This is a genomic window from Methylocystis sp. (assembly GCF_051061225.1).
Taxonomy (GTDB): domain Bacteria; phylum Pseudomonadota; class Alphaproteobacteria; order Rhizobiales; family Beijerinckiaceae; genus Methylocystis.
The window spans coordinates 37,046-58,691 of sequence record NZ_JBPFEB010000006.1 but is presented as its reverse complement, the minus strand read 5'-3'; the positions used below and the strand labels follow the sequence as shown (position 1 = coordinate 58,691).

The following is a 21,646-nucleotide window of genomic DNA, read 5'->3' as shown; positions in this document are numbered from 1 at the left end:
GTGGAGGTTTGTCACGTGGTCAAGATTCTGCTTGTCGAGGACAATGAGATGAACCGGGACATGCTGTCCCGGCGTCTCAAGCGCAACGGCTATGAGGTCGTCATCGCGGTGGACGGACAGCAGGGCGTCGACATGGCCGTGTCGGAGACGCCCGACCTCATCCTGATGGACATGAGCCTGCCGGTGATCGACGGCTGGGAGGCGACGCGCCGCGTCAAGGAGAACGACGCGACGCGCGGGATTCCGGTGATCGCCCTGACCGCCCATGCGATGGCGGGCGATCGTGAGAAGGCCATCGAGGCCGGCTGCGAGGACTATGACACCAAGCCGGTCGAAATCACGCGGCTGCTCGGCAAGATCACGGCCTTGCTCGACTCCCGCGCGCAGTGACGCCGCCATGCCTGACGCATCCTCATCCGCCGGCAGGACCGATCGCGCGCTGATCGCCTATGTTCAGCAGGAACTCAGCGCGCCCGCCATCGCCATCGCGGGCTATGTCGAGCTGTTGCTGGAGGAAGCGCAGAAGAGCGCCTATGCGACGTTTCGCGACGATCTCGACCGGATTCACAACGCCAGCCGCGCGCTCTCCGATCTCATCGCGTCCCTCGTCAGCCCGTCCCGCGCGCGCGAGGCGCATGGGGACGACGTGGAGTCCGGCGAGTATCGGCGGCGCCTGCGGCACGACCTGCGCACGCCGATCAACGCGATCAAGGGCTATGGCGAAATGCTGCGCGAAGACGCCGCGGCGCTGGACGATGCGGCGGCGCTGGTCGCGGACCTCGATCAGCTGCTCGCGGAGGCGTCGCGCCTGCTTGACGGAATCGACGGGCTGGTGAGTTTTTCGCTCGCCGACGAGGAGGCGCGGCCCGATGCGGACAGCGGCGCGCAGACGCTCTCGGCCAGGGTCGCGCATCGTTTCGTCGCATCCGTGCAGCCGATCTCGAAGCGCGACGGCGAGGACGCCGCATCGCTGCCGAGTCATATTCTGGTCGTCGACGACAATGCGTCCAATCGCGATCTTCTGCGGCGCCGTCTCGAACGGCAGGGCCACTCGGTTTCGCTGGCGGAAGGCGGGTCGCGCGCGCTCGCTATGGTCAGGGAGGCGCCATTCGATCTCATCCTGCTCGATCTGCTGATGCCCGACATCAGCGGCTTCGACGTTCTCTCGACTCTCAAGGCCGATCCCGCCTTGAGCGACATTCCCGTCATCGTGATTTCGGCCCTGAACGAGCTCGACTCCATCGTGCGATGCATCGAAGCGGGGGCGGAGGATTATCTCGCCAAGCCCTTCGATCCCGTGCTGCTGCGCGCGCGCATCGGGTCGTCTCTGGAGAAGAAACGTCTGCGCGATCGCGAACGCGCGGCGCTGGAGGCGCTGCGCATCGAAAAGGAGCGCTCGGAGCATCTTCTGCTCAATATCCTGCCGGCGCCGATCGTCGATCGGCTGAAGGGCGGGGAGTCGCTCATCGCCGATCAGCTCGGCAATGTGACGATCCTGTTCGCCGACTTCGTCGGTTTCACAGAACTCTCCTCCAGATTGCCGGCGCCAGAACTGGTCAGCGTGCTGGGCCGGGTGTTTTCGGCCTTCGACGCCATTGCGCTCGAACATGGCGTGGAGAAGATCAAGACCATCGGCGACGCCTATATGGTCGCCTGCGGCCTGTTCGGTCATCGTGAGGATCACGCCCACGCCGTGGCGCGGATGGCGATGGCGATGATCGAGACGCTCGCGCGTCTCAACGAGGAGCTGCCGGCGCAGCTCGAAATCAGAATCGGCATCAATTCGGGCGATGTCGTCGCCGGCGTGATCGGCACGCACAAGTTCATCTACGATATCTGGGGCGACGCCGTGAATGTCGCGAGCCGCCTCGAATCCACGGGCCTGCCGGGCCGCATTCAGGTTTCGCAAACGACCTGTGAGCGACTGCGCGACGACTTCGTGCTGGAGCCGCGCGGCGGCGTCGAGCTGAAGGGCAAGGGCTCGATCGAGACCTATTTTCTAGCGCACAGGAGGTGAGCGCGAGAGCGACGCTCCCAGCGACGCGAGACTCGCGGCAAGCGACGCGCTCGCGTCGCGCTCATAGAGCGCCGTCGCGTCGAGGACCTCTGATCCAAGCGCCTCTTCGAAAACCGCGCGGCCGCCGCGCGCCAGATCGCCCGCCTGCGCAACATCGCCGAGATTGGAGCGGAAGATGCCGGCGGCGCTCACCGGCAGAAAATCTTCATAAGTGATCGGCTCGGCCGCGAGCGCGCCGCAACTCAGCAAATCCTCCACGCAAGCCGCCGGCGCGAGCCCGCCGGCGCGCGCCAGCCCTTTGGCGGTCGGCGCGTAGCGAAAGAAGGCGAGACCCTCGCGCCGCATCGCGTCGATGTCGTCCGGAAACTCCCTGAAGCTGTCAGGCAGCGCCTGCGCGCCGGGGGCGGCGAGAGCGCGTTCGAGCAGGCGATCATAGAGGGCGCGTCCCTTCGCGGTCAGCGCCGCGCCGCGCTGCTCCACTTCGCCAAAGCGCGCGCAATGCAGGGCCGTCGCGTCTTCATCGGGCGCGCTGAAGCAGATCGGCTCGGCGACCGCCTTGAAGCTCGTCTGACGCAGCAGGATCGGGTTGCGCCGCGCCGGCGGCCCCTCGACGGTCTGCTTGGGCTCCAGACCCTGCGCCAGCATCTCGCGCTGCACGGCGTCGATGTCGAGCGTCGAGAGCGTCAGATGATTGATGTGGGGTCCACGAAAACACACAATGTCGGCGATGAGCGGATGCGCCGCGTGGAGCCTGCGATAGACCGCCATGGGGACGCTTGCTCTGGGGTGGAACCGGAAGGTCTCCAGAGCCGCGGAAACAAAGTCGTCCGCTTGCGCGTCGGCAAGTCCGCCAGCGTCATCGAGACGATCGAGCAATGTTTCGCAGGCTGGCGAGAGAATGGTGCGGCGGGCGAGAATGGCCTCGACCTCATGGCGCAGCGTCTCATCCGCGATGAGATCGACGCGCAGGAGCGAGGTGAAGACGCGGAACGGCGCCTGCCGCAGCGCCTCCTCGCTCAGCGGCCGAAACGCCGTGGAATGGACAGGAAGCCCGACGGCGGAGAGATCGTAATAGCCGACGGGCGCCATGCCCATCGCCGCGAACAGGCGCCGCAGGGTCGAAAGCTCGGCGGCCGTCCCGACGCGCACGGCGCCGTGACGCACGAGGGCGAGGCGCTCGCATTCGCCGCTGCTTTCGAGCGCCGCGCGCAGATCAGGCCGCGCGCGCAGCGTCTCGCTGTTGACGGATGCGACGAGCGCGACGAGCGCGCGGTAGCGCGGCGCCTCCGACTGATACATGTCGGAGAGCGCGCGCGCGAATTTTTCGCGGAGCCTGTCGGGAGAGATCATGGCGCGGCGCCCTTGCCGAACAGATCGAATGCGACCCCCTGCGCCAGGGGCAGATCCGATGAGAAATTGATGGTGTTGGTGGCGCGACGCATATAGGCCCGCCAGCAATCCGAACCGGCCTCGCGGCCGCCGCCGCTGTCCTTTTCGCCGCCGAAGGCGCCGCCGATCTCGGCGCCGGAAGGGCCGATGTTCACATTCGCGATGCCGCAATCGGAGCCGCGCGCGGAGAGAAACAGTTCCGCCTCGCGCAGATCATTGGTGAAGATCGACGAGGACAGGCCGTGGGCGACGTCATTGTGCTGGCGTATCGCTTCGTCGAACTCCCGATAGGGAATGGCATAGAGGATCGGCGCGAAGGTTTCGCGCCTTGCGATCTCAGACTGTCGGGCGAGTTCGACGAGCGCCGGCCGGACGTAACAGGCGTCGGGATGATCCTCGGCGAAGAGGCGCTCGCCGCCGGTCACGACGGCGTGCTCGCTGCGCGCCTCGGCGAGCGCGGCCTGCATGGCGTCATGCGCGGCGCGGTCGATCAACGGCCCGATCAGCGTTCCCGGCGCGCGCGGATCGCCGACGGGCGCGCTCGCATAGGCGGCGCGAAGCGTTTCGAGCAGCGGCGCGTAAATGTCTTCATGCACGAAGAGACGGCGCAGCGTGGTGCAGCGCTGTCCCGCCGTGCCCATGGCGGCGAAGGCGATGGCGCGCGCCGCGAGCGGGAGCGACGCCGAGGGGCAGACGATGGCGGCGTTGTTGCCGCCGAGTTCGAGCAGCGCGCGCGCGAAGCGTTGCGCGAGTTGCGGCGCGACGGCGCGTCCCATGGCGGTGGAGCCCGTGGCGGAAACGAGCCGGACGCGGTGATCCTCGACGAGCGGCGCGGCGGCGTCCCTGCCGCCGATGATGAGTTGCGACAGCCCGTCCGGCGCGTGCTGGAAGCGCGCCGCCGCGCGCATCAGCAACGCCTGCGTCGCCAGCGCGGTGAGCGGCGTCTTTTCCGACGGCTTCCACACCAGCGCGTCGCCGCAGACGAGCGCCAGCGCGGCGTTCCACGCCCACACCGCGGCCGGGAAGTTGAACGCGGTGATGACGCCGACGACGCCGAGCGGATGCCAGCTTTCCATCATCCTGTGGCCTGGGCGCTCCGAGGCGATCGTCAGGCCGTGAAGCTGACGCGAGAGACCAACCGCGAAGTCGCAGATGTCGATCATCTCCTGCACTTCCCCGAGACTTTCCGAAACGACCTTGCCGGCTTCCAGAGTGATGAGCCGCGCCAGCGTTTGCTTGGCGTCGCGCAGCTCGGCCGCGAACAGGCGCACGAGTTCGCCGCGTCGCGGCGCGGGCGTGTCGCGCCAGATGCGAAAGGCCGCGTCGGCCTCGGCGATCGCCTGCGTCGCCGCGGCGCGGTCGGCGGACCGCACGCGTGCGATCGTCTCGCCGGTGATGGGAGAGCGCACCGGCAGATCGCCGTCCTGCGCGGCGGCGGCGTCGATCCCGAGCTCGAGCAGCAGCCCGCGCGTTTCCTGTGCCGGCGGGGGAAGGGTCGAAGCGGTCATGCGCTGTCCTTTTGCAATCCCGGCGTCCGCACGCGCAGCGGGTGGTCGCGTCGCGCGCCGCTCCTAGATGAAGGAGAAGCGCGGCGTCGCGCCATGAGAAGTAAGAGACCAGAGGGTCGGGGAAAGAGCGAGACAGTCATTCATGGGTTGCCCGGCCTTCGAAAACCCCTTCTGCGCAAGAAACTACGACCCTTTGCCGGTAATGCTGACGCGTGGCGAGGGCGCGTATCTCTGGGACGTGTCCGGCCGGCGCTACATCGACATGATGAGCGCCTATTCGGCCGTCTCGCATGGCCATGCGCATCCGCGCATCGTCGCGACGCTCGCGCGACAGGCCGCGCGCCTCGCCGTGCCGTCGCGCGCCTTCTACAACGACCGGCTCGGACCCTTCCTCGAAAGCCTGTGCAAACATGTCGGGCTCGATGTGGCGCTGCCCATGAACACGGGCGCCGAGGCGGTCGAAACGGCGATCAAGGCGGCGCGGCGCTGGGGCCTGCGCGCGAAGGGACTCGACGATCCCGAAATCATCATCGCTTCCGGCAATTTTCATGGGCGCACGACCACGATCATCAGCTTCTCGGCCGAGGCGGAGTATCGCGAGGGCTTCGGTCCCTTCACGCCGGGATTTCGCGCCATTCCCTTTGGCGATCTCGCCGCCGCCGCGGCGGCGGTGACGCCGAAGACGGTCGCCGTGATGGTCGAGCCAATCCAGGGCGAAGCCGGCGTCATCATTCCGCCGAAGGGATGGCTCGCGGGACTTCGGCGTCTGTGCGACGAGCGCGGGCTGCTGCTGATCGTGGATGAAATCCAGTCGGGACTGGGCCGCACCGGCGAATGGTTCGCGTTCCAGCACGAGGGAATCCTGCCCGACGCCGTGACGCTCGGCAAGGCGCTCGGCGGCGGCGTCCTGCCCGTGTCGGCCCTTGTCGCGCGCCGTGAGGTGATGGACGTGTTCACGCCCGGCTCGCATGGCTCGACCTTCGGCGGCAATGCGCTCGCCGCCGCCGTCGGCCTCGAAGCGTTGCAGGTGATCGAAGACGAAGGACTGGTGGAGCGCAGCCGAACGCTTGGCGCGCATATGATGCGCCGTCTCTCCGCCATGCGCTCGCCCGCCCTCGCGGCGGTGCGCGGACTCGGCCTGTGGGCGGGCGCGGACATTGATCCGCGCTACGCCAGCGCGCGCGAGGCCTGCGAACGCCTGCTCGAAAAGGGCGTCCTCTCCACCGCCACCCATCGCACGGTCGTGCGCCTCGCGCCGCCGCTGGTGATTTCCACAGACGACCTCGACATCGCGCTCGATCGTCTCGAGGAGACGCTCGCGGAAATTGCGCGAAATCATTCAGGGCAGAGCGCGGCCTGAGCGCGAGCGCTCACGCCGTCAGCGGCGCAGCGTCCTGCGCGTGCTGACGAGTTGCGTCATCAGCACATGCAGCGAGGCCTCCACCGCGAAATGGCGCACGCAACTGATGGCGCGCTCGCGCGAGACCCTGTCGCGCGTCGACTTCAGCGTGACGCCCGCCGTATCTGGCAGGAACACGGCCGGCGTGCGCCGCTCGGCGGCGCCGGCCGCGACCGCGATCATGCTGCGGTCGAGATCGCCGCCGATGAGAACGAGCGGCGGCGAGCCCTGGTCGCGGTGATATTCGCGAAAGCGCGCGCAGCTCCAGATTGACGCCGTGTCGCTTTCGAACCAGAGCGAGCCCGGCTGAATGAGCGCGGTCTCCGCCGGCGCGTCCTGATCGAGCGCCGGATCGGGGAGGAAGTGAACGACCGGCCAGTTGCGCGAGCGCCACAGCTCCACCAGCGTCATGGTGAAGGAGAGGGGAAGCGGTGCGCCGAAGCGGGACGCGGCGATGCACACAAGCACGGCCGCTTCGGCGAGACACCATTCGGGTTCGGAGACAGCGTCGCGCATGGTCATGGCGCGCGCGTCTTCACGGCGTTGCCCGCCCGGTAGGTCGAGCCTCTCGTCTCCGACTGTTCCAGAACGCCGGGCCGATCCCAGTCGCCCTCGGGGCGGATGATGACCTGTCCGCCGCTGTTCAGAGTGATGGCGTCGGGGTCTGGCGTCAGCTCGATCACCATTTCCGTGTAACGGCAGTCGGAAAATTCGATCGTGCGCCCGTCGTCGAAGGGCCTCGCGCCGAAGCGCGCCCAGAACGGCTCCAGACCTTCGCGCGAATGGCCGTAGATACGTTGAAATCCCTTGCGGCGGGCGAAGGAGATGCCTTCGCGCACCAGATCGAAGGCGATGGTGGAGCGGCGGAACCGCTTGAGCACCGCGAGCCGTTCGAGCTTGACGAAATCCGCGAAATAACGCGCCCGCAGAACGCCTGCCGGCTCGTCCCCCACGAAGCCGATGAAATGCGTGGAGCAGGCGTCGTTGCCGTCGAATTCCTCGCGGTAGGGACAATCCTGCTCGGCCAGATAGACCGCCGCGCGCAAGGCGTAGACCATGGCCAGATCATCGAAGCCGCGCCCGATGCGGACATAGCCGCGTCGGTTGCTGCGAGACGGATACCCCGCCGTCCCGTGAACACATTCCGCCCGTGTCATCATTACAGTTGTCCTCAAGCCGCCCCGGTCAGGCGATCGTCATGACGGCGCTCGTAGCGCCACAAATCCGGCTGTCCGCAAGTGATGGGCCGGAACCCGCCATGTCGCATGAACCGCTCGCCCTCGGGCGTGCCGGGACGCGCGTAAAGATGCGCATGCTCGCGTCCGCGCTGTTTGGACCAGTCCATGATCGCCCAGAGCGCGGCCACGGCGCGGCCCGTCATGCACAGCGCCCAGACATAAATCCCCGCCGGCGCTTCGCCGCTACGCGCGAGATGACGCAGGTCCGGGCGATCGAATGAGAAGCCGCCGGTGAGAAGCGCGTCCAGTCCCCTGGAATTGAGCAGAAGCAGCGCCGCGACGCCGGCCGGCGCCTCCGCGCCGTCCACGACCAGAAAGGTTTCCTCGTTCCACTGATGAATGCGCTCCACGACCTGCAACTGAACCGTGCTGTGCGGAAGCTTTTGGCGGGTGAAGGAGAGCAGGGCGGGAATTTCCTCCCGCGCGGCGGCGCGAACGGTCGGGCCGCGCGAGGCGCCCAAATCGTCAAGGTCTCGCCGTCGCCCTCGCAAGCTTGGCGCTGAGCCGAGTTGCATCCGTCATCTCCTTGATTTCTGACAAGCGCCATCAAACTAGGCTTGCCCTAGGCGGGAGTATGCAGGAGATTAGGCATAGATGTGCTGCGATTTTGCAGCGCTCTGCTCTGGCTCCGCGAGCAGGATCGAAGATGAATTGGGACGATTGCCGTCTGTTCTTTGCTTGCGCCGAGGCCGGCAGCCTCAGGAAGGCGGCGATTGAACTTGGCGTCGACTCGGCGACCGTCACGCGACGGATGGATCGTCTCGAGGAACAGCTCGGCCACAGGCTGCTGGTGCGCTACAAGAATGGCGTCAAGCTGACGCCGTTCGGCCTTTCGGTGTTCGAGGAAGTCGCGTCGATGATGCGCGCGACGCAGAACATCTCGCGTCTCTCACATGCCGGCGATCTGCGCGGACTCATCCGCCTCGCCGTCACCGAGGGTCTCGGCACCTATTGGATTCTCCCCAAGCTCATCGACTGGCAGCGCGCCAATAATCTGCTGACGATCGACTTTCGCGCCTCCATGCAGGAGGCGGACGTTTCGAGGCTCGAGGCCGACATCGCGATTCAGTTTCACCGCCCGGCCGCCGCCGATCTCAAGATCGTCAAGCTTGGCCGGCTGCACACCTATCCCTTCGTTTCCGCCGATTATCGCAACAGGTTCGGCGTTCCGAAATCGCTCGCGGAGGCGGTCGAGCACCGTTTCGTGGAGCAGGCGTCGCCCCTGCTCGACGAAGAGGTGATGAAGCGCGCGCTGAGCGTCGACGATCTCTCGGGCATCGTCGGCATCCGCACCAATGCGAGCTCGGCCGTTCTCTACGCGGTCGAGCTTGGCGCGGGCATTGGCGTGCTGCCGAGCTATGCGCTGAACTTCTGTCCGCAACTGGTGCCGGTGGACATGGGCGTCGAATACAGCCTCGACATTTTCATGATCTATCATCCCGATCTGAAGAAGTCCGAGCGGCACATGCGCGTGATCGAGTGGCTCAAGCGCATCTTCGATCCGCGCTTCTATCCCTGCTTCCGCGACGAGTTCATTCATCCCGTCGATCTCATGCGGTCGATGGGCGATACCGGCCGCACCGCGCGCGAGCGCATCTATTCGGCGATCAATTTCGGCGCCTCGCATCTGACCGGAACAAGCCTGCGCCCCGCGCCGCGCGTCGCCGTCGCGAGCGTCGACGAGGAGCCGATCGAATGACCGGCCGGCTTCGCGCCTATACGCTCGCCTTCCGCTACGCCTGACGCCCTCAGGCCGGAGCGAAGCGCTCGCTGAACACGCGCTCGGGCGCGATCCCGGCAGCGGCGGCGGCGGCCTCCGTCGCGACGATCAGCGCGGGCGGACCGCAGACATAGACGTCCGGCTGTTGCGGCGCCTCGGCGAGCGCCTGCGCCGGCGTGCCCGTCAGTCCGGTCCATGCGGCGTCCGCTTTCCAGACGCAGAGCGTGACGGCGAGTTGCGGCAGCAGCGCGCGCAGCGCCTCGATGGCGTCGAGCGCGAAGAATTCGTCGACGCGATTGACGCCGAAGAACAGCCGGCAGGGCCGCGCGTCGCCGAATTCCGCCATCTGCCGGAGCATCGACAGCGCCGGCGCGAGGCCCGTGCCGCCGGCGACGAACCAGCGCGGCGCCGCGCTGGCGTCATCGAGCGTGAACTGCCCCTTCGGGCCATGCACGATCAGGGCGTCGCCGATCGCCGCGCGCTCCGTCAGCCAGGACGAGAAGAGGCCGCCGGGCTGGAGGCGAATGAGGAATTCCAGCACGCCGTCCCAATTGGGCGCGCAGGCGATCGAATAGGCGCGCGTGACGCTTTCGCCTGGAAGTTCGAGCTCCGCGAACTGGCCGGCCACGAATTGCGCGGCGCAGCCGAATTCGGGATCGTCGTCATAGCGCAGGACCAGACGCATGGCGGCGGAGCCCGCCGGACCCAATTCGACGATGGTCGCGCGCCGCGCGGGCGTCGGCGCGAAGCCGATCGCGGCCTGATCGAAGGGCGCCGTCAGCGACAGATCGCTGCGCGCATGGGCGCGGCAGAGCAGAATGTCGCCCGCCTCGCGCTCCGCCGCGCTCATCGCCGCGTCGCTGAAGGTTTCGAGAAGCGCCTCGCCGGAGGCGACTCCGACGCGGCAGGCGCCGCAGCCGCCCTGACGGCAGGACGAGGGCGGATAGATCTGCGCGCGTTCGGCGGCGTCGAGCAGCGTCTCATCCGGCTCCGCCGTGAAGGCGATGGCGGCGCCGTCGCGCGTCAGCAGACTGACCTTGAACATGTCGTGTTGTCCCGCACAGGCTGTGGGGCGCCCGCGATGGCGGGCGCCTCCGGTTTGCAAGCGTCGTCCCTTTCGAGAGACCGCGTCAGGCCGCGCGGCCGAGCGCCGCCTCGATGTCCGCTTCTGCGTCGCCGACCGGCAGAACGCCGAACTGCTCGACAAGCACATTGACCAGCGCCGGCGTGAGGAAGGCGGGCAGCGTCGGACCGAGCCGCACATTGCGCACGCCCAGCGCCAGCAGCGTCAGCAGCACCGCGGCCGCCTTCTGCTCGAACCAGGAGACGATCAGCGACAGCGGCAGTTCATTGACGCCGACGCCGAAGGCCTCCGAGAGTTTCGTCGCGACGACGAGCGCCGAATAGGCGTCGTTGCACTGTCCCATGTCGAGCAGGCGCGGCAGGCCGCCGACGGTTCCGAAGTCATGCGTGTTGAAGCGGTACTTGCCGCAGCCCAGCGTCAGGATCACCGTGTCCTGCGGCGTCTTCTCGGCGAAGTCGGAATAATAGTTGCGGCCCGGCGCCGCGCCGTCGCATCCGCCGATCAGGAAGAAGTGCCGGATGGCGCCGCTCTTCACCGCGTCGATGACCTTGTCGGCGACGCCGAGCACCGCCGCGCGGCCGAAGCCGATGGTGATGCGCTTCTCCTCCGCGTCGGCGGCGAAGCCCGGCAGCGCGAGCGCGGCCTGAACGACCTGCGCGAAGTCGTCGTTGGCGATGTGGCGCAGTCCCGCCCAGCCGACCGGCCCGGCGGTGAAGATGCGCCCGCGATAGCGCGCCTGCGGCTCGATCAGACAATTGGAGGTCATGACGATCGGGCCGGGGAATTCGGCGAAGTCCTTCTGCTGATCCTGCCAGGCGCCGCCGTAATTGCCGACGAGATGCGGATAGGCTTTCAGCTTCGGATAGGAATGCGCCGGCAGCAGCTCGCCATGCGTATAGACGTTGATCCCCTTGCCGGCGGTGGCTTCGAGAATGGCGTGCAGGTCCTTCATGTCGTGGCCGGAGACGAGGATCGCCTTGCCCCTGACCGGCGTCACGCGCACGCTCGACGGCTCCGGCATGCCGAAGGCGCCGGTGTTCGCCGCGTCGAGCGCCTCCATGGCGAGGAAATTGGCGTGGCCGAGCGCCAGCGCCTCGTCGAGCAGCGGCGCGAGCTCCTCCGGCTCGCTGGCGAGGAGATCGAGCGCATGTTCGACCGCCGCGTAGATCGCGTCGCGCTCCTCGCCCAGCACGCGGGCGTGATGCGCATAGGCGCAAACGCCCTTCAGCCCGTAGAGCACCAGCGCGCGCAGCCCCACGACGTCCTCGCCGATCCGCGCGACGTCCTTCTTGATCGCCGCGTCTCCAGCCTGCGCCAGAAGGCCGGTCATGTCCGTCGCCGGAACGAAGGCGGCGGCGCCATGCAGCGTCTCGGGCAGACGCGCGTGGTCTTTCGCCGCCCGTTCATAGAGCGCCCGGGCGCGGTCGCGGATCGCGGCCGCCTGCGCGATCAGCTCGACGAAGCGCGCCGCGTTGAAATTCACATTGGTGAGCGTGGTGAAGAAGGCGAACAGCAGGAAGCGATCGGCCTCCGCGTCGGTGGCGCCGAGATCGCGCGCGCGGCGCAGATATTGGCCGATCCCCTCGCAGACATGCAGCAGGATGTCCTGAAGATCGGCGGTGGCGGCGTCCTTGCCGCACATGCCCTTCGCGCTCGCGCAGCCGAGCCCTTCCTCTGACCGGTAGGTTTGCTCGCATTGATAACAGAACATTGCGACTCCCTCGCTTCTCGCCCCGGCGCATGAGCGGCGCCGAAATCGGTATCTAGAATGCGTATTTAACGGCGGGAAAGTCAAGCCGCCTGGGAGAGGGGCTTCAGTTTGACGCAGGGACGAGCCCTCGCGAACGCTTTCCCGCAAGCGGGGCGCGCGCGAGACGCGGGCATTCATGTCTTTTGGAAAAGCGCGCCTCAGCGGGTCATTCGGCGAGATCGAGCGCCGGGAGTGACGTCGGCTTTTCGAGGCAGTCGGCGAGGGTGAAGCGGTCGAGCTCGCGCAGGAAGCCCATATGGGCGCGGCCGAGCATGCCCTTGAGGCGGCAGCGCGGCAGCAGCGCGCAATCGCTGCCTTCGGCGCTGAAACATTCGACCAGCGGCTGATCGTCGAGCCGCCGCACCACATCGCCGATGCGGATGTCGCGGGGGTCGCGGGCGAGCCGGACGCCGCCCTGGGCGCCGCGCACGGCCACGAGATAGCCCGCCGCCGTCAACTCCTGAAGCACCTTGGCCATGTGGTGGCGCGAAACCCTGAAATGTTCGGCGATCTCGGTCGCGGACAGCGTCTCCCCATTGCGGTCGGCAAGGAGAATGAGGGCGCGCAAGCCAAAGTCGGTGAAATTCGTCAGACGCATGAACGAACCCTTATCACAAAAAATCGGATTTCAGAATGCGTCTTTACGTCCTCCCCGGCCGCGCCTGCGCCCCTGGCCGCGCATCATGTGCTGAACCGCACATGCAGGCGGCGCCTCGTTTGGTAGCGTCCACTCCATCGACAGAGCAGTTCAATGGAGAGAGCAATGACCACCTTCCGCGCCATCCTTGCCGGCTCGATTGCGGCGCTGACCCTCGCGAGCGCGACGACCCCCGCTTCGGCGGGCTATTACTACCGCTCCGGCCCGAGCGCGGGGGCGATCGCCGGAGCGGCCATTGGCGGCATGGCGCTGGGCGCGGCGGTCGGGGCCATGGCGAGCCAGCCGCGTTACTACGGCTACGCCTACCCTGCTTACGGCTATGGCTATGGCTATCCGCGCTACGGCGCCTATGGCGGATATTACGGCTGGTGAGCCGCTCCTGGCCCGGGGCGCGCGAGGCGCGCCCCGGCGATTGTGTTCCCGTCACTCGGCCGCTTTCGGCTGATCCGGCCGCGGCGTGGCGGAAGTCGGCTGCGCGTTGGCCTGCGACCCAGCCGGCGCCTCCTGCGCGGCCTGCTGGCTCTGGCCCGGCGCCGCGCCCCGCCGGATTTCGACGCTGCGTGGCCCGCGCTGCTGCGCCTCGGCCGGCTTTTTCACCCTGATCGTCAGCACGCCCCGGTCGAGGACCGCTTCGACGCCCTGTTCCTCGGGCCGGAAGGGCAGGGGAATGGCGCGGTAGAAGGAGCCGTAGCTGCGCTCCTCCACATGCCAGTCGCGCTCGTCCCTCTGGCTCTCCTCGCGCTTCTCGCCGGAGATGACGAGCTGATTGTCCTCGACATTGAGCCGGATGTCGGTCTCGTCGACGCCCGGCAGCTCCACCGCGATGTCGAAGGCGTCGCGGCTCTCGGAGACGCTGACCTTGGGAACGCCCGCCGCGCCGCGCAGCGAGGGCAGGCGATCGAAGGCGCGCAGCATGTCCCCGAGTTCGCTTTCCATCGACCAGAAGGCCTGCGGAAGGAGGCCCTGACCGCGCGACCAGGCGCCGGGCGCGCCCCGGCCGCCGCCTGACCAAAGGCTCGGTAGTTTCATCGTTCGACTCCATGAAAACGGCGCTTCGCGACAAAAGCGCCTTGTCGCGGCATATTGTCTGCGGATCAGAGGCTTCAAGCGCGAGGCGGGCGTCGCGCCGCGTCGGTTCCGCGCCCGCGCCTCTCATCCGCGCGGCAGGGCGCTATATAGCCAGTCAGGCCGACGCCGGCGGTTCTTGCAAGGGGTTTTCACCATGGCTGTGCGACAGGCGCTCGCGGCGCTCATCCTGCTGTTCTGCGCGGCAGCGCCCGCCGCCGCGGAGGACGCGCGCAAGGGCGGCGACGAGACCCGCAAGGGCGCGGAAGAGACTCGCAAGGGCGGCGAGGAAACCCGCAAGGGCGCCGAGGAGCATGCGCGCGGCCTTCCCGCCGAGGCCGTCACAAGCCACACGCTTGCGATCGACGGAGACAAGATCGCCTTCACCGCCCGCGCCGGCGCCTTGCGGTTGCGCGATGCGCAGACCGAGGCGCCGCAGGCCGACGTGGCCTTCGTTTCCTATGAGCGCAACGGCGCCGACGCGGCGACGCGCCCGGTCGCCTTCGTGTTCAACGGCGGCCCCGGCGCGGGCTCGGCCTGGCTTCAACTGGGCGCGCTCTCGCCGTTCCGGCTGCGCGTGACGCGCGACACGCTCTCGCCCTCCCTGCCGCCGATCATCGTCGACAACGCCGAGAGCTGGCTTCCCTTCGTCGATCTCGTCTTCATCGATCCGCCGGGCACCGGCTTCAGCAAGATCCTCACCGACAGCGACGATGTGAAGAAGCGCTTCTTCTCTGCCGAAGGCGACGCCGACGCGCTGGCGGTCGTGGTGCGCAAATGGCTGACGGCGCGGGGCCGGCTCGCCTCGCCGAAATATCTCGTCGGCGAAAGCTATGGCGGCTTTCGCTGCGTCAAGCTTCTCGACGCGCTGCGCGAGCGGGAGAGCGTCGGCGTCAGCGGTCTCGTCCTGATCTCGCCGGTCCTCGATTTCGGACTGTTGCAGGGCGAGCGTCATCCGCTTTGGCGCGCCGCGCTGCTGCCCTCCTTCGCGGCCATCGCCCGCAACGCCGCCGACCGCGCCGCGCTCGCCGACGCCGAGGCCTATGCCGCCGGCGACTTCGTGACCGATTATCTCAAGGGCGAGAAGGATGCGGCGGCAATCTCGCGCATGAGCGCGAAAGTGGCGGAGCTGACCGGGCTCGATCCGGCGCTCGTCGCGCGGCTGGGCGCGCGCGTTGATCCCAAGACCTTCGCCCGCGAGCGCCTGCGCGACAAGGGCCGCGTGCTCAGCGTCTATGACGGAGAGGTCTCGCGCTACGATCCGACGCCCTTCTCGCCGGAGTCCGACTGGGCCGATCCGGTGCTGGAAAGCTGGCGCGCGCCGCTCGGCGCCGCGATGACGCGCCTGATGCTCGAAAAGCTGCAATGGCCCATCGGCGACGCGCGCTACACCATTCTCAACAGCGACCTGGCGCATCGCTGGGACTACGGCCACGGCGGGCGCGCCGGCGCCGATGTGATCTCGCCCTTGCGCGGGGCGCTGGCGCTCGATCCGCGCCTGCGCGTCATCGTCCTGCACGGCCTTTATGATCTCGTCACGCCCTATTTCGCGACCAGGCTGCTGCTCGATCAGCTCCCGGCGCTGGGCGATCCGGGCCGCGTGAGCCTCCTCGCGCTGCGCGGCGGACACATGCCCTATCTCGAAGACGAGTCGCGCAAGGCCATGCGCGACGCGGCGCGGGCGTTTCTCGAACGTCCGTGACGCGCCCTCTTGCCGTGGGATTCAACGCGGGGTTAGACTCTCGCGCATGCAGGAGCCTTCCTCCGACGCGCCGGTCCACGTGCATCTGCGCCGCGTCGACGCGTCGCGCAACATGCGCCGCTTCTACAGTCTCGACATCGTGGCCGATCTCTTCGGCGGCTTTCTGCTGCTGCGGCGATGGGGGCGCATCGGCGCGCGCGGGCAGGTCGCCGCCGAACGCTACGACAGCGCGGCGCAGGCGATGGACGCGCTGCGCCGGCGCCTGCGCCGCAAGACGCGACGCGGTTACGTGAGCGTCGCGCCATAGAGCGCTCCGTCGAGTCAGATCTTCACCTTGAGTTGCATGCCTGCCTGCCAGTTCTTCATGATCTGCGGGCCATTGAGGTTTTGATAGACCGGCAGACCCGCTTCCACGCCAAGGGTCCAGTTTTCGTAACCGATGAATTTGCCGCTGATCGTGGCGCCGCCGAAGAGTTCGACGCGCTGCCCGCCGTAGAACAGCGGATTGGTGGGAACCGCCGCGCCTCTGATCTCCGGGTCCCAGCCGCGGATCGCGCCCTGCATCGTGGCGCTCACCCGGAAGGTCGTCGTCACGCCCGGAATCCATGTGTAGCCGCCCCAGCCGTTCAGTTCGTGCAGATTGCCCCACATGTAGCCCCTGGGATTGAGGCTCGCGCCGCCCCATGGCGCCAGCTCCGGGATCGTGGCCCATGTGTATCCCTCCGGATTGGGTCCGAGCGGAAAGCGGCCGCGATAGGAGAGGCCCCACGACCAGGGGCCGATATAGCCCGCATAGACAATTCCCGGCATGATGTCGTAGGTGCCGGTTCCAAGCTGCATGCCGTAGAAGGCGCGGATGTCGGCGGGCACGCCGTTCGGCAGCACGAAATTGTTGAAGGTCGCGTGGTTCGATCCGGTCGGAAAGGACAGGCCGAGCGAAAGCTGAATGCGGTTGATCTCGTCCTGATAGACGCGGTAGACGCCGGAGAGATTGAAGTCGGTCAGGCTCGCCGTGTCGGGATAGTTTCTGGCGAGCTGCTGGAGGCCGGTCGGACCCTTGAACACGAGCGCCTCGAGACTCTTCTCGATCATGCCGGCGTTCAGCACGATGCAGAGATCCTTGGTGACGCCGTAGTTGAGTCCGATGATCTGGGTCCGCGCCGCGATGTTCTGCGGGACGATGCGCACCGGCTGCCTTGGATTGAGGAAAAACGGAACCGTCGAGACGATGTATTCATTCCAGACGGTCCGCGTCCCCATTTTGATGCCGGACAGATTGGAAAAGGTGGGGGTGAGCGAGAGGACGAGCTTTCCGGGCGCCGGAATGTCGAGTCCGAAAACGCCGATCGGTCCCGGAGGCGGAGGCGGCGGGGGCGGGGGCGCCGCCGCGGTCACGGTCGCGGCGGGCGGCTTTTTCGCGGCCTCGCCAGCGCCGGCGGCGCCCATGGCCAGCGCGGACGCGGCGGCAGCGCCCAACAAAGTGAAGGCGCGAATGCGCGCCTCCCGGCAACAGGATGTCGTCTCCATCGTCAGATCGCCCTCGTCAGCAACCCGCGCTTCGGCGGGAGCCCAAAACAAAAAAGCCGCCGCCCGAAGCTTCCGCATCAGATGCGGAAAGTTCGGACAGCGGCGTTGCTGTGCGTTGACCCGTCTTTGAGTCGACCACGCCAGGCGTGGCTCGACAGCGTTAGTGCAAATCTCAAGCCAGCAGCGCGCGGCGCCGTGATCGCCCGGAAATTCGGGCGTCGCGCTCCTGGTCAGCGTCACGGCAAGGATCGACCTGCCATTTCTCTGGGCTTGCGGCTGACAAGGAATTGGGCGGGTTGCAACCTCTTCGCGCCGGCGGGCCGACGGAATGAAAGGCGCCCGCCCGGCTGGACCCGTTCTTGCAAGCGAGAGGCGCAAAAAAAGAGAGCCGAGCATCCCGTGAAAATTGTCATCGTCGATGAGAGTCCCATCCGCGCCGCCATTCTGGAGGCGGGATTGCGGGAAGCGGGTTTCGACGACGTCACGCGCATCGCCGAAACACAAAATCTCTTGCGGCGCATCTACGCCATCGATCCTGACATCATTCTGATCGGACTCGACAACGCCTCGCGCGACGAGCTGGAGCAGATGTTTCAGGTCAGCCGCGCGGTGCGGCGGCCCGTCGCCATGTTCGTCGATCAGTCCGACACGGCCTCGATTCAGGCGTCGGTGGACGCGGGCGTGTCGGCTTACATCGTCGACGGGCTGAAGAAGGAGCGGATCAGGTCGATCCTCGATCTGTGCGTCTCGCGCTTCAACGCCTTCGCGCGGCTCCAGACAGAGCTGGAGCGCGCCAAATCCGATCTCGAGGAACGCAAGATCATCGACCGCGCCAAGGGCATATTGATGAAGTCCAAAAATCTACCCGAAGACGAGGCCTACCGGCTCATGCGCGGCGTCGCCATGCGCGAGAGCAAGAAGATCGTCGAGATCGCGCAATCCATTATCACCGCGTCGGAGTTGTTGAGATGACGCCGGACGTGAAGATCGGCTTCATTCCGCTCGTCGACGCGGCGAGCCTCCTTGTCGCGGCCGACAAGGGCTTCGCGGCCGACGAGGGCCTCGCGGTCGAACTCGTGCGGGATGTGTCCTGGTCGAACATGCGCGACAGGCTGGCGATCGGCCATTACGACGCCGCCCATCTCCTCGCGCCCATGGCCGTCGCCTCCACGCTGGGCCTGAGCCATGTGCGGGTCAAGCTCGTCGCCGCGCTCAATCTCGCCGCCAATGGCAACGCCATCACCGTCTCGCGCGCGCTGCATGCGCAGATGACGCAGGCGGCGGACGGCGCGCTGGGCAATCCCGCCGTCAGCGCGCGCGCCCTGCGCAGCGTCATCCGTGACCGCGAGCGGCGCGGCGACGATCCGCTCACCTTCGGCATGACCTTCCCCTTCTCCACGCATAATTACCAGTTGCGCTACTGGATGGCGGAAGGCGGGATCGATCCCGATCACGATCTGCGCCTCGTGGTGCTGCCGCCGCCCTACATGGTCGACAATCTCGCCAAGGGGCAGGTCGACGGCTTCTGCGTCGGCGCGCCGTGGAACGCCGTCGCCGCCGACGCCGGCCTCGGCGTGATCCTGCATCCCGGCTGCGCGATCTTTCATCCGGCGCCGGAAAAGACGCTCGCCCTGCGCGACGACGTCGCCGCGCGTGACCCGCAGCGCGCGGCGGCGCTGATCCGCGCCGTGATGCGCGCCGCCGACTTCGTGCGCGATCCGGAAAACCGCGCCGAGGTCGCCGCGCTGCTCGCGCGGCCGGATCGCGTCGGCGTCGACGCGCAGACGATCCGCCGCACGCTCGACGGCCGGCTCGACGCGCAGGCGCGGACGGCGCAGGCCGATTATCTCCTGTTCGGCGACGCGCGCACGGGCCGCCCCGATCCCTATCAGGCGGCCTGGCTCTACGCGCAGATGCTGCGCTGGCGGCAGGCCGCCTTTTCGCCCGAACATTTGCGCATGGCGCGGGCGGTCTTCGATCCGCGCTTCTTCGACGCCGCCTGCGCCACCGCCGCCCCGCCGACGCCCATCCGCGCCTTCGCGGGTCCGGCCTTCGACGCCGACGACATCCGCGCCTATGTCGCCGCTTTCGGCCGGCGGTAAGCCCGGTTTTTCGCCCTTGTGCAAAAAAATGCGGCGCCCTTTCGCCAGACGCAGGGCGCCGGCCTCCGCCCGCCACGAACGGAAAGTGAGCGCGATTCCAGTCTCTTGACCGACGCGCGCCGGCTGGCGCCGGGATTGCTTAGTGTAATTCGACCAGATCGGACCCAGCGCAGGGTCCTTGCAGCAACGCCGCTGTGACGGAAACATCGACTCGTCGAGGTTTTCGCACAGCGGTTTTTTTTTGCTCCGGGCGACCGGGAGAGGAAAGGCTCAGCCGATGTCGAACTCACAGCCAAAACCGCATCTTCATCGCAGAACCCTGCTGACGGGCGCCGCGGCGGGCCTCGCGGCGCTCGGCCTGCCGCGCGGCGTCTTCGCGCAGGGCGCGGGGCCGGAAACGACGAAGGCGGTGCTCGGCTATATCGCGCTGACCGACGCCGCGCCGCTAATCCTTGCAAAGGAAAAGGGCCTCTTCGCCAAATATGGCATGCCCGACGTCGAAGTGGTGAAACAGGCGTCCTGGGGCGCGACGCGCGACAATCTCGTTCTCGGCGGCGGGGCCAACGGGATCGACGGCGCGCATGTTCTCAGCCCCATGCCCTATCTCATCGCCACCGGCAAGGTGACGCAGAACAATGCGCCGACGCCGATGTATATTCTGGCGCGCCTCAATCTCGACTGTCAGGGAATTTCTGTCTCCAACGATTACAGGGACATGAAGGCGACGGCGAAGGCCGGAGCGCTCAAGGAGGCCTTCGCGAGGAAGAAGGCCGAGGGCAGGGAGGTGAAGGTCGCCATGACCTTCCCCGGCGGCACGCATGATCTGTGGCTGCGCTACTGGCTCGCGGCGGCGGGAATCGATCCCGACCGCGACGTTTCCACCATCGTGGTGCCGCCGCCGCAAATGGTCGCCAACATGAAGGTCGGCAATATGGACGCCTTCTGCGTCGGCGAGCCGTGGAACGCGCAGCTCGTCAATCAGGGCGTTGGCTACACCGCCTGCACCACCGGCGAAATCTGGGCGAAACATCCTGAAAAGGCGCTCGGCATGCGCGCCGAATGGGTCGACAAAAATCCCCGCGCCGCGCGGGCGCTCGTTTCCGCGGTGATCGAGGCGCAGCAATATTGCGACAAGCCCGAAAACAAGCCGGAGGTCGCCGCGATCGTCGCGCGGCGGCAATGGTTCAACGTCCCCGTGACCGACATCGCCGGGCGCCTGAAGGGCGACATCGACTATGGCAATGGCCGCGTCGCCACGGGCACGCCTTATGGCATGAAATTCTGGCGCGACAACGCCTCCTACCCGTTCAAGAGTCACGACGCCTGGTTCGTCACCGAGGAAATGCGCTGGGGCAAGCTCGACGCGAAGACGAACGTCAAGGCGCTCGTCGCGAAGGTGAACCGCGAGGACATCTGGCGCGAGGCGGCGAAGGCGGCGGGCGTCGCGGCGGCGGATATTCCCGCCTCCACATCGCGCGGCAGGGAGACCTTCTTCGACGGCAAGGTCTTCGATCCCGAAAAGCCGCTCGCCTGGCTCGAAAGCCAGTCGATCAAACGCGCGCAAGCATGAAAGGACGAGACGAGATGACAATGCCCGTCACCCATGACGATCGCGCCGGCGTCTGTGATCTGGAGATCGAGGAAGCGTTCCGCCGCCGCCGCACGCCGTTGCTGATCAAATACAGGGATCACATCGGGGGCTTCTTCGCCGCCGTCGTTCCGCCGCTCGTCACGCTCGTCCTGCTGCTGCTGGCGTGGGAGCTTCTCTGCGCCCGTCCGACCTCGGCGCTGCCGTCGCCCTCGCGCATCTGGAGCGAGGCCAATGAGCTCATGCTGCATCCCTTCTACGAAGCGGGGTCGCAGGACATGGGCCTCGGCTGGCGCGTGCTGACCTCGCTGCGACGCGTCGCCGTGGGCTTCGGCCTCGCCAGCGTCGCGGGTGTGCTGCTCGGCGCCTTTGTCGGCCAGTCGAAATGGGCGACGCGCGGGCTCGATCCGATCTTTCAACTGTTGCGCACCGTGCCGCCGCTCGCCTGGCTGCCGATTTCGCTGGCGGCCTTTCGCGATAGCCAGCCGTCCGCGATCTTCGTGATCTTCATCACCGCGCTGTGGCCGATCGTGATCAATTCCGCCGTCGGCGTGCGCAATATTCCGCAGGACTACCGCAATGTCGCGGCGGTGCTGCGGCTCAATCAGGTCGAGTTCTTCTACAAGATCATGATCCCCGCCGCCGCGCCCTACATCTTCAGCGGCCTGCGCATCGGCGTCGGCCTGTCCTGGCTCGCCATCGTCGCGGCGGAGATGCTCACCGGCGGCGTCGGCATCGGCTTCTTCATCTGGGACGCCTGGAACTCCTCCCGCCTGCCCGACATCTTCGTGGCGCTCGTCTATATCGGCGTCACCGGCTTTCTGCTCGACCGCCTCGTCGCCCTCATCGGCGCGCTCGCCACGCGCGGCGCGCCGGCAAACTGACTTCGCAGGAGGCCA

General features: G+C 67.3%; 21 protein-coding genes. 11 read left to right on the top strand and 10 right to left on the bottom strand.

The window, feature by feature from the left end:
• The first annotated feature begins 15 nt into the window (after window positions 1-15).
• The gene (locus ACR652_RS02255; protein WP_434504899.1) at window positions 16-390 is read left to right on the top strand and encodes a response regulator; all 375 of its coding nucleotides are present in this window, start codon (window positions 16-18) and stop codon (window positions 388-390) included.
• A gap of 7 nt (window positions 391-397) precedes the next feature.
• Window positions 398-2,017 (top strand): adenylate/guanylate cyclase domain-containing protein, encoded by a 1,620-nt coding sequence (locus ACR652_RS02250; RefSeq protein ID WP_434504898.1) that lies wholly within the window; start codon window positions 398-400, stop codon window positions 2,015-2,017.
• Here ACR652_RS02250 and hglS read toward each other — a convergent pair.
• Window positions 2,000-3,367, bottom strand: a complete 1,368-nt coding sequence (hglS, locus tag ACR652_RS02245; RefSeq protein ID WP_434504897.1) for a 2-oxoadipate dioxygenase/decarboxylase HglS — start codon at window positions 3,365-3,367, stop codon at window positions 2,000-2,002. The genes ACR652_RS02250 and hglS overlap by 18 nt on opposite strands.
• Window positions 3,364-4,914, bottom strand: a complete 1,551-nt coding sequence (gene amaB / locus ACR652_RS02240) for an L-piperidine-6-carboxylate dehydrogenase (protein ID WP_434504896.1) — start codon at window positions 4,912-4,914, stop codon at window positions 3,364-3,366. Before amaB ends, hglS begins: the two co-directional genes overlap by 4 nt.
• A gap of 142 nt (window positions 4,915-5,056) precedes the next feature.
• On the opposite strand from amaB, the gene rocD reads away from it, so the two are divergent.
• Complete coding sequence (gene rocD / locus ACR652_RS02235; RefSeq protein WP_434504895.1) at window positions 5,057-6,274, top strand: ornithine--oxo-acid transaminase; 1,218 nt, start codon at window positions 5,057-5,059, stop codon at window positions 6,272-6,274.
• Window positions 6,275-6,292: 18 nt separating this feature from the next.
• On the opposite strand, the gene ACR652_RS02230 is transcribed toward rocD, so the two are convergent.
• From ACR652_RS02230 to ACR652_RS02220, 3 genes are read right to left on the bottom strand one after another with little or no spacing between them, the layout of a single operon-like run.
• Window positions 6,293-6,835 (bottom strand): hypothetical protein, encoded by a 543-nt coding sequence (locus tag ACR652_RS02230; RefSeq protein ID WP_434504894.1) that lies wholly within the window; start codon window positions 6,833-6,835, stop codon window positions 6,293-6,295.
• Window positions 6,832-7,473 (bottom strand): GNAT family N-acetyltransferase, encoded by a 642-nt coding sequence (locus tag ACR652_RS02225; RefSeq protein ID WP_434504893.1) that lies wholly within the window; start codon window positions 7,471-7,473, stop codon window positions 6,832-6,834. Before ACR652_RS02225 ends, ACR652_RS02230 begins: the two co-directional genes overlap by 4 nt.
• Window positions 7,474-7,484: 11 nt before the next feature.
• Window positions 7,485-8,012 carry a hypothetical protein gene (locus tag ACR652_RS02220; protein ID WP_434504892.1) on the bottom strand — a complete coding sequence of 176 codons (528 nt, stop codon included), beginning with the start codon at window positions 8,010-8,012 and terminating at the stop codon, window positions 7,485-7,487.
• 185 nt (window positions 8,013-8,197) lie between these two features.
• Here ACR652_RS02220 and ACR652_RS02215 point away from each other — a divergent pair, with 185 nt between their 5' ends.
• The gene (locus tag ACR652_RS02215) at window positions 8,198-9,250 is read left to right on the top strand and encodes a LysR family transcriptional regulator (RefSeq protein ID WP_434504891.1); all 1,053 of its coding nucleotides are present in this window, start codon (window positions 8,198-8,200) and stop codon (window positions 9,248-9,250) included.
• Window positions 9,251-9,299: 49 nt separating this feature from the next.
• Here ACR652_RS02215 and ACR652_RS02210 read toward each other — a convergent pair whose 3' ends face one another.
• From ACR652_RS02210 to ACR652_RS02200, 3 genes are all read right to left on the bottom strand, one after another.
• Window positions 9,300-10,316, bottom strand: coding sequence for a 2Fe-2S iron-sulfur cluster-binding protein (locus tag ACR652_RS02210; protein WP_434504890.1), 1,017 nt, complete (start codon window positions 10,314-10,316; stop codon window positions 9,300-9,302).
• 85 nt (window positions 10,317-10,401) lie between these two features.
• Window positions 10,402-12,066, bottom strand: coding sequence for a hydroxylamine reductase (gene hcp / locus ACR652_RS02205; RefSeq protein WP_434504889.1), 1,665 nt, complete (start codon window positions 12,064-12,066; stop codon window positions 10,402-10,404).
• Window positions 12,067-12,271: 205 nt separating this feature from the next.
• Complete coding sequence (locus ACR652_RS02200; protein ID WP_434504888.1) at window positions 12,272-12,703, bottom strand: Rrf2 family transcriptional regulator; 432 nt, start codon at window positions 12,701-12,703, stop codon at window positions 12,272-12,274.
• A 165-nt stretch (window positions 12,704-12,868) separates the two neighbouring features.
• Between ACR652_RS02200 and ACR652_RS02195 the strand changes: the two genes are divergently transcribed.
• Window positions 12,869-13,135, top strand: coding sequence for a hypothetical protein (locus tag ACR652_RS02195; RefSeq protein WP_434504887.1), 267 nt, complete (start codon window positions 12,869-12,871; stop codon window positions 13,133-13,135).
• A 51-nt stretch (window positions 13,136-13,186) separates the two neighbouring features.
• Here ACR652_RS02195 and ACR652_RS02190 read toward each other — a convergent pair whose 3' ends face one another.
• Window positions 13,187-13,792, bottom strand: coding sequence for an Hsp20/alpha crystallin family protein (locus tag ACR652_RS02190; protein ID WP_434504886.1), 606 nt, complete (start codon window positions 13,790-13,792; stop codon window positions 13,187-13,189).
• A 193-nt stretch (window positions 13,793-13,985) separates the two neighbouring features.
• Between ACR652_RS02190 and ACR652_RS02185 the strand changes: the two genes are divergently transcribed.
• Entirely contained in the window at window positions 13,986-15,530 is a 1,545-nt protein-coding gene (locus ACR652_RS02185; protein ID WP_434504885.1) for a S10 family peptidase, read from the top strand.
• Window positions 15,531-15,576: 46 nt separating this feature from the next.
• Window positions 15,577-15,837: a WGR domain-containing protein gene (locus ACR652_RS02180; protein ID WP_434504884.1), complete on the top strand. Its 261-nt coding sequence runs from the start codon at window positions 15,577-15,579 to the stop codon at window positions 15,835-15,837.
• 14 nt (window positions 15,838-15,851) lie between these two features.
• On the opposite strand, the gene ACR652_RS02175 is transcribed toward ACR652_RS02180, so the two are convergent.
• Window positions 15,852-17,108, bottom strand: coding sequence for an alpha-amylase (locus ACR652_RS02175; RefSeq protein WP_434504883.1), 1,257 nt, complete (start codon window positions 17,106-17,108; stop codon window positions 15,852-15,854).
• 348 nt (window positions 17,109-17,456) lie between these two features.
• On the opposite strand from ACR652_RS02175, the gene ACR652_RS02170 reads away from it, so the two are divergent.
• From ACR652_RS02170 to ntrB, 4 genes are all read left to right on the top strand, one after another.
• A complete protein-coding gene (locus tag ACR652_RS02170; protein ID WP_434504882.1) occupies window positions 17,457-18,029 on the top strand; it encodes an ANTAR domain-containing response regulator in 573 nt (190 codons plus the stop codon).
• Window positions 18,026-19,159 (top strand): CmpA/NrtA family ABC transporter substrate-binding protein, encoded by a 1,134-nt coding sequence (locus tag ACR652_RS02165; RefSeq protein ID WP_434504881.1) that lies wholly within the window; start codon window positions 18,026-18,028, stop codon window positions 19,157-19,159. Before ACR652_RS02170 ends, ACR652_RS02165 begins: the two co-directional genes overlap by 4 nt.
• Window positions 19,160-19,436: 277 nt before the next feature.
• Window positions 19,437-20,729: a CmpA/NrtA family ABC transporter substrate-binding protein gene (locus ACR652_RS02160; protein ID WP_434504880.1), complete on the top strand. Its 1,293-nt coding sequence runs from the start codon at window positions 19,437-19,439 to the stop codon at window positions 20,727-20,729.
• A gap of 20 nt (window positions 20,730-20,749) precedes the next feature.
• On the top strand, window positions 20,750-21,631 hold the full coding sequence (gene ntrB / locus ACR652_RS02155; RefSeq protein ID WP_434504879.1) for a nitrate ABC transporter permease: 882 nt from the start codon (window positions 20,750-20,752) through the stop codon (window positions 21,629-21,631).
• Window positions 21,632-21,646 lie beyond the last annotated feature (15 nt).

What these genes read in the sequence shown, in the direction of transcription:
- ACR652_RS02250 (WP_434504898.1), top strand. Translation starts at nt 398, where the DNA reads ATGCCTGACGCATCCTCATCCGCCGGCAGGACCGATCGCGCGCTGATC.
- hglS (WP_434504897.1), bottom strand. Translation starts at nt 3,367, where the DNA reads ATGATCTCTCCCGACAGGCTCCGCGAAAAATTCGCGCGCGCGCTCTCC.
- amaB (WP_434504896.1), bottom strand. Translation starts at nt 4,914, where the DNA reads ATGACCGCTTCGACCCTTCCCCCGCCGGCACAGGAAACGCGCGGGCTG.
- rocD (WP_434504895.1), top strand. Translation starts at nt 5,057, where the DNA reads ATGGGTTGCCCGGCCTTCGAAAACCCCTTCTGCGCAAGAAACTACGAC.
- ACR652_RS02230 (WP_434504894.1), bottom strand. Translation starts at nt 6,835, where the DNA reads ATGACCATGCGCGACGCTGTCTCCGAACCCGAATGGTGTCTCGCCGAA.
- ACR652_RS02225 (WP_434504893.1), bottom strand. Translation starts at nt 7,473, where the DNA reads ATGATGACACGGGCGGAATGTGTTCACGGGACGGCGGGGTATCCGTCT.
- ACR652_RS02215 (WP_434504891.1), top strand. Translation starts at nt 8,198, where the DNA reads ATGAATTGGGACGATTGCCGTCTGTTCTTTGCTTGCGCCGAGGCCGGC.
- ACR652_RS02210 (WP_434504890.1), bottom strand. Translation starts at nt 10,316, where the DNA reads ATGTTCAAGGTCAGTCTGCTGACGCGCGACGGCGCCGCCATCGCCTTC.
- hcp (WP_434504889.1), bottom strand. Translation starts at nt 12,066, where the DNA reads ATGTTCTGTTATCAATGCGAGCAAACCTACCGGTCAGAGGAAGGGCTC.
- ACR652_RS02200 (WP_434504888.1), bottom strand. Translation starts at nt 12,703, where the DNA reads ATGCGTCTGACGAATTTCACCGACTTTGGCTTGCGCGCCCTCATTCTC.
- ACR652_RS02195 (WP_434504887.1), top strand. Translation starts at nt 12,869, where the DNA reads ATGACCACCTTCCGCGCCATCCTTGCCGGCTCGATTGCGGCGCTGACC.
- ACR652_RS02190 (WP_434504886.1), bottom strand. Translation starts at nt 13,792, where the DNA reads ATGAAACTACCGAGCCTTTGGTCAGGCGGCGGCCGGGGCGCGCCCGGC.
- ACR652_RS02185 (WP_434504885.1), top strand. Translation starts at nt 13,986, where the DNA reads ATGGCTGTGCGACAGGCGCTCGCGGCGCTCATCCTGCTGTTCTGCGCG.
- ACR652_RS02180 (WP_434504884.1), top strand. Translation starts at nt 15,577, where the DNA reads ATGCAGGAGCCTTCCTCCGACGCGCCGGTCCACGTGCATCTGCGCCGC.
- ACR652_RS02165 (WP_434504881.1), top strand. Translation starts at nt 18,026, where the DNA reads ATGACGCCGGACGTGAAGATCGGCTTCATTCCGCTCGTCGACGCGGCG.
- ACR652_RS02160 (WP_434504880.1), top strand. Translation starts at nt 19,437, where the DNA reads ATGTCGAACTCACAGCCAAAACCGCATCTTCATCGCAGAACCCTGCTG.
- ntrB (WP_434504879.1), top strand. Translation starts at nt 20,750, where the DNA reads ATGCCCGTCACCCATGACGATCGCGCCGGCGTCTGTGATCTGGAGATC.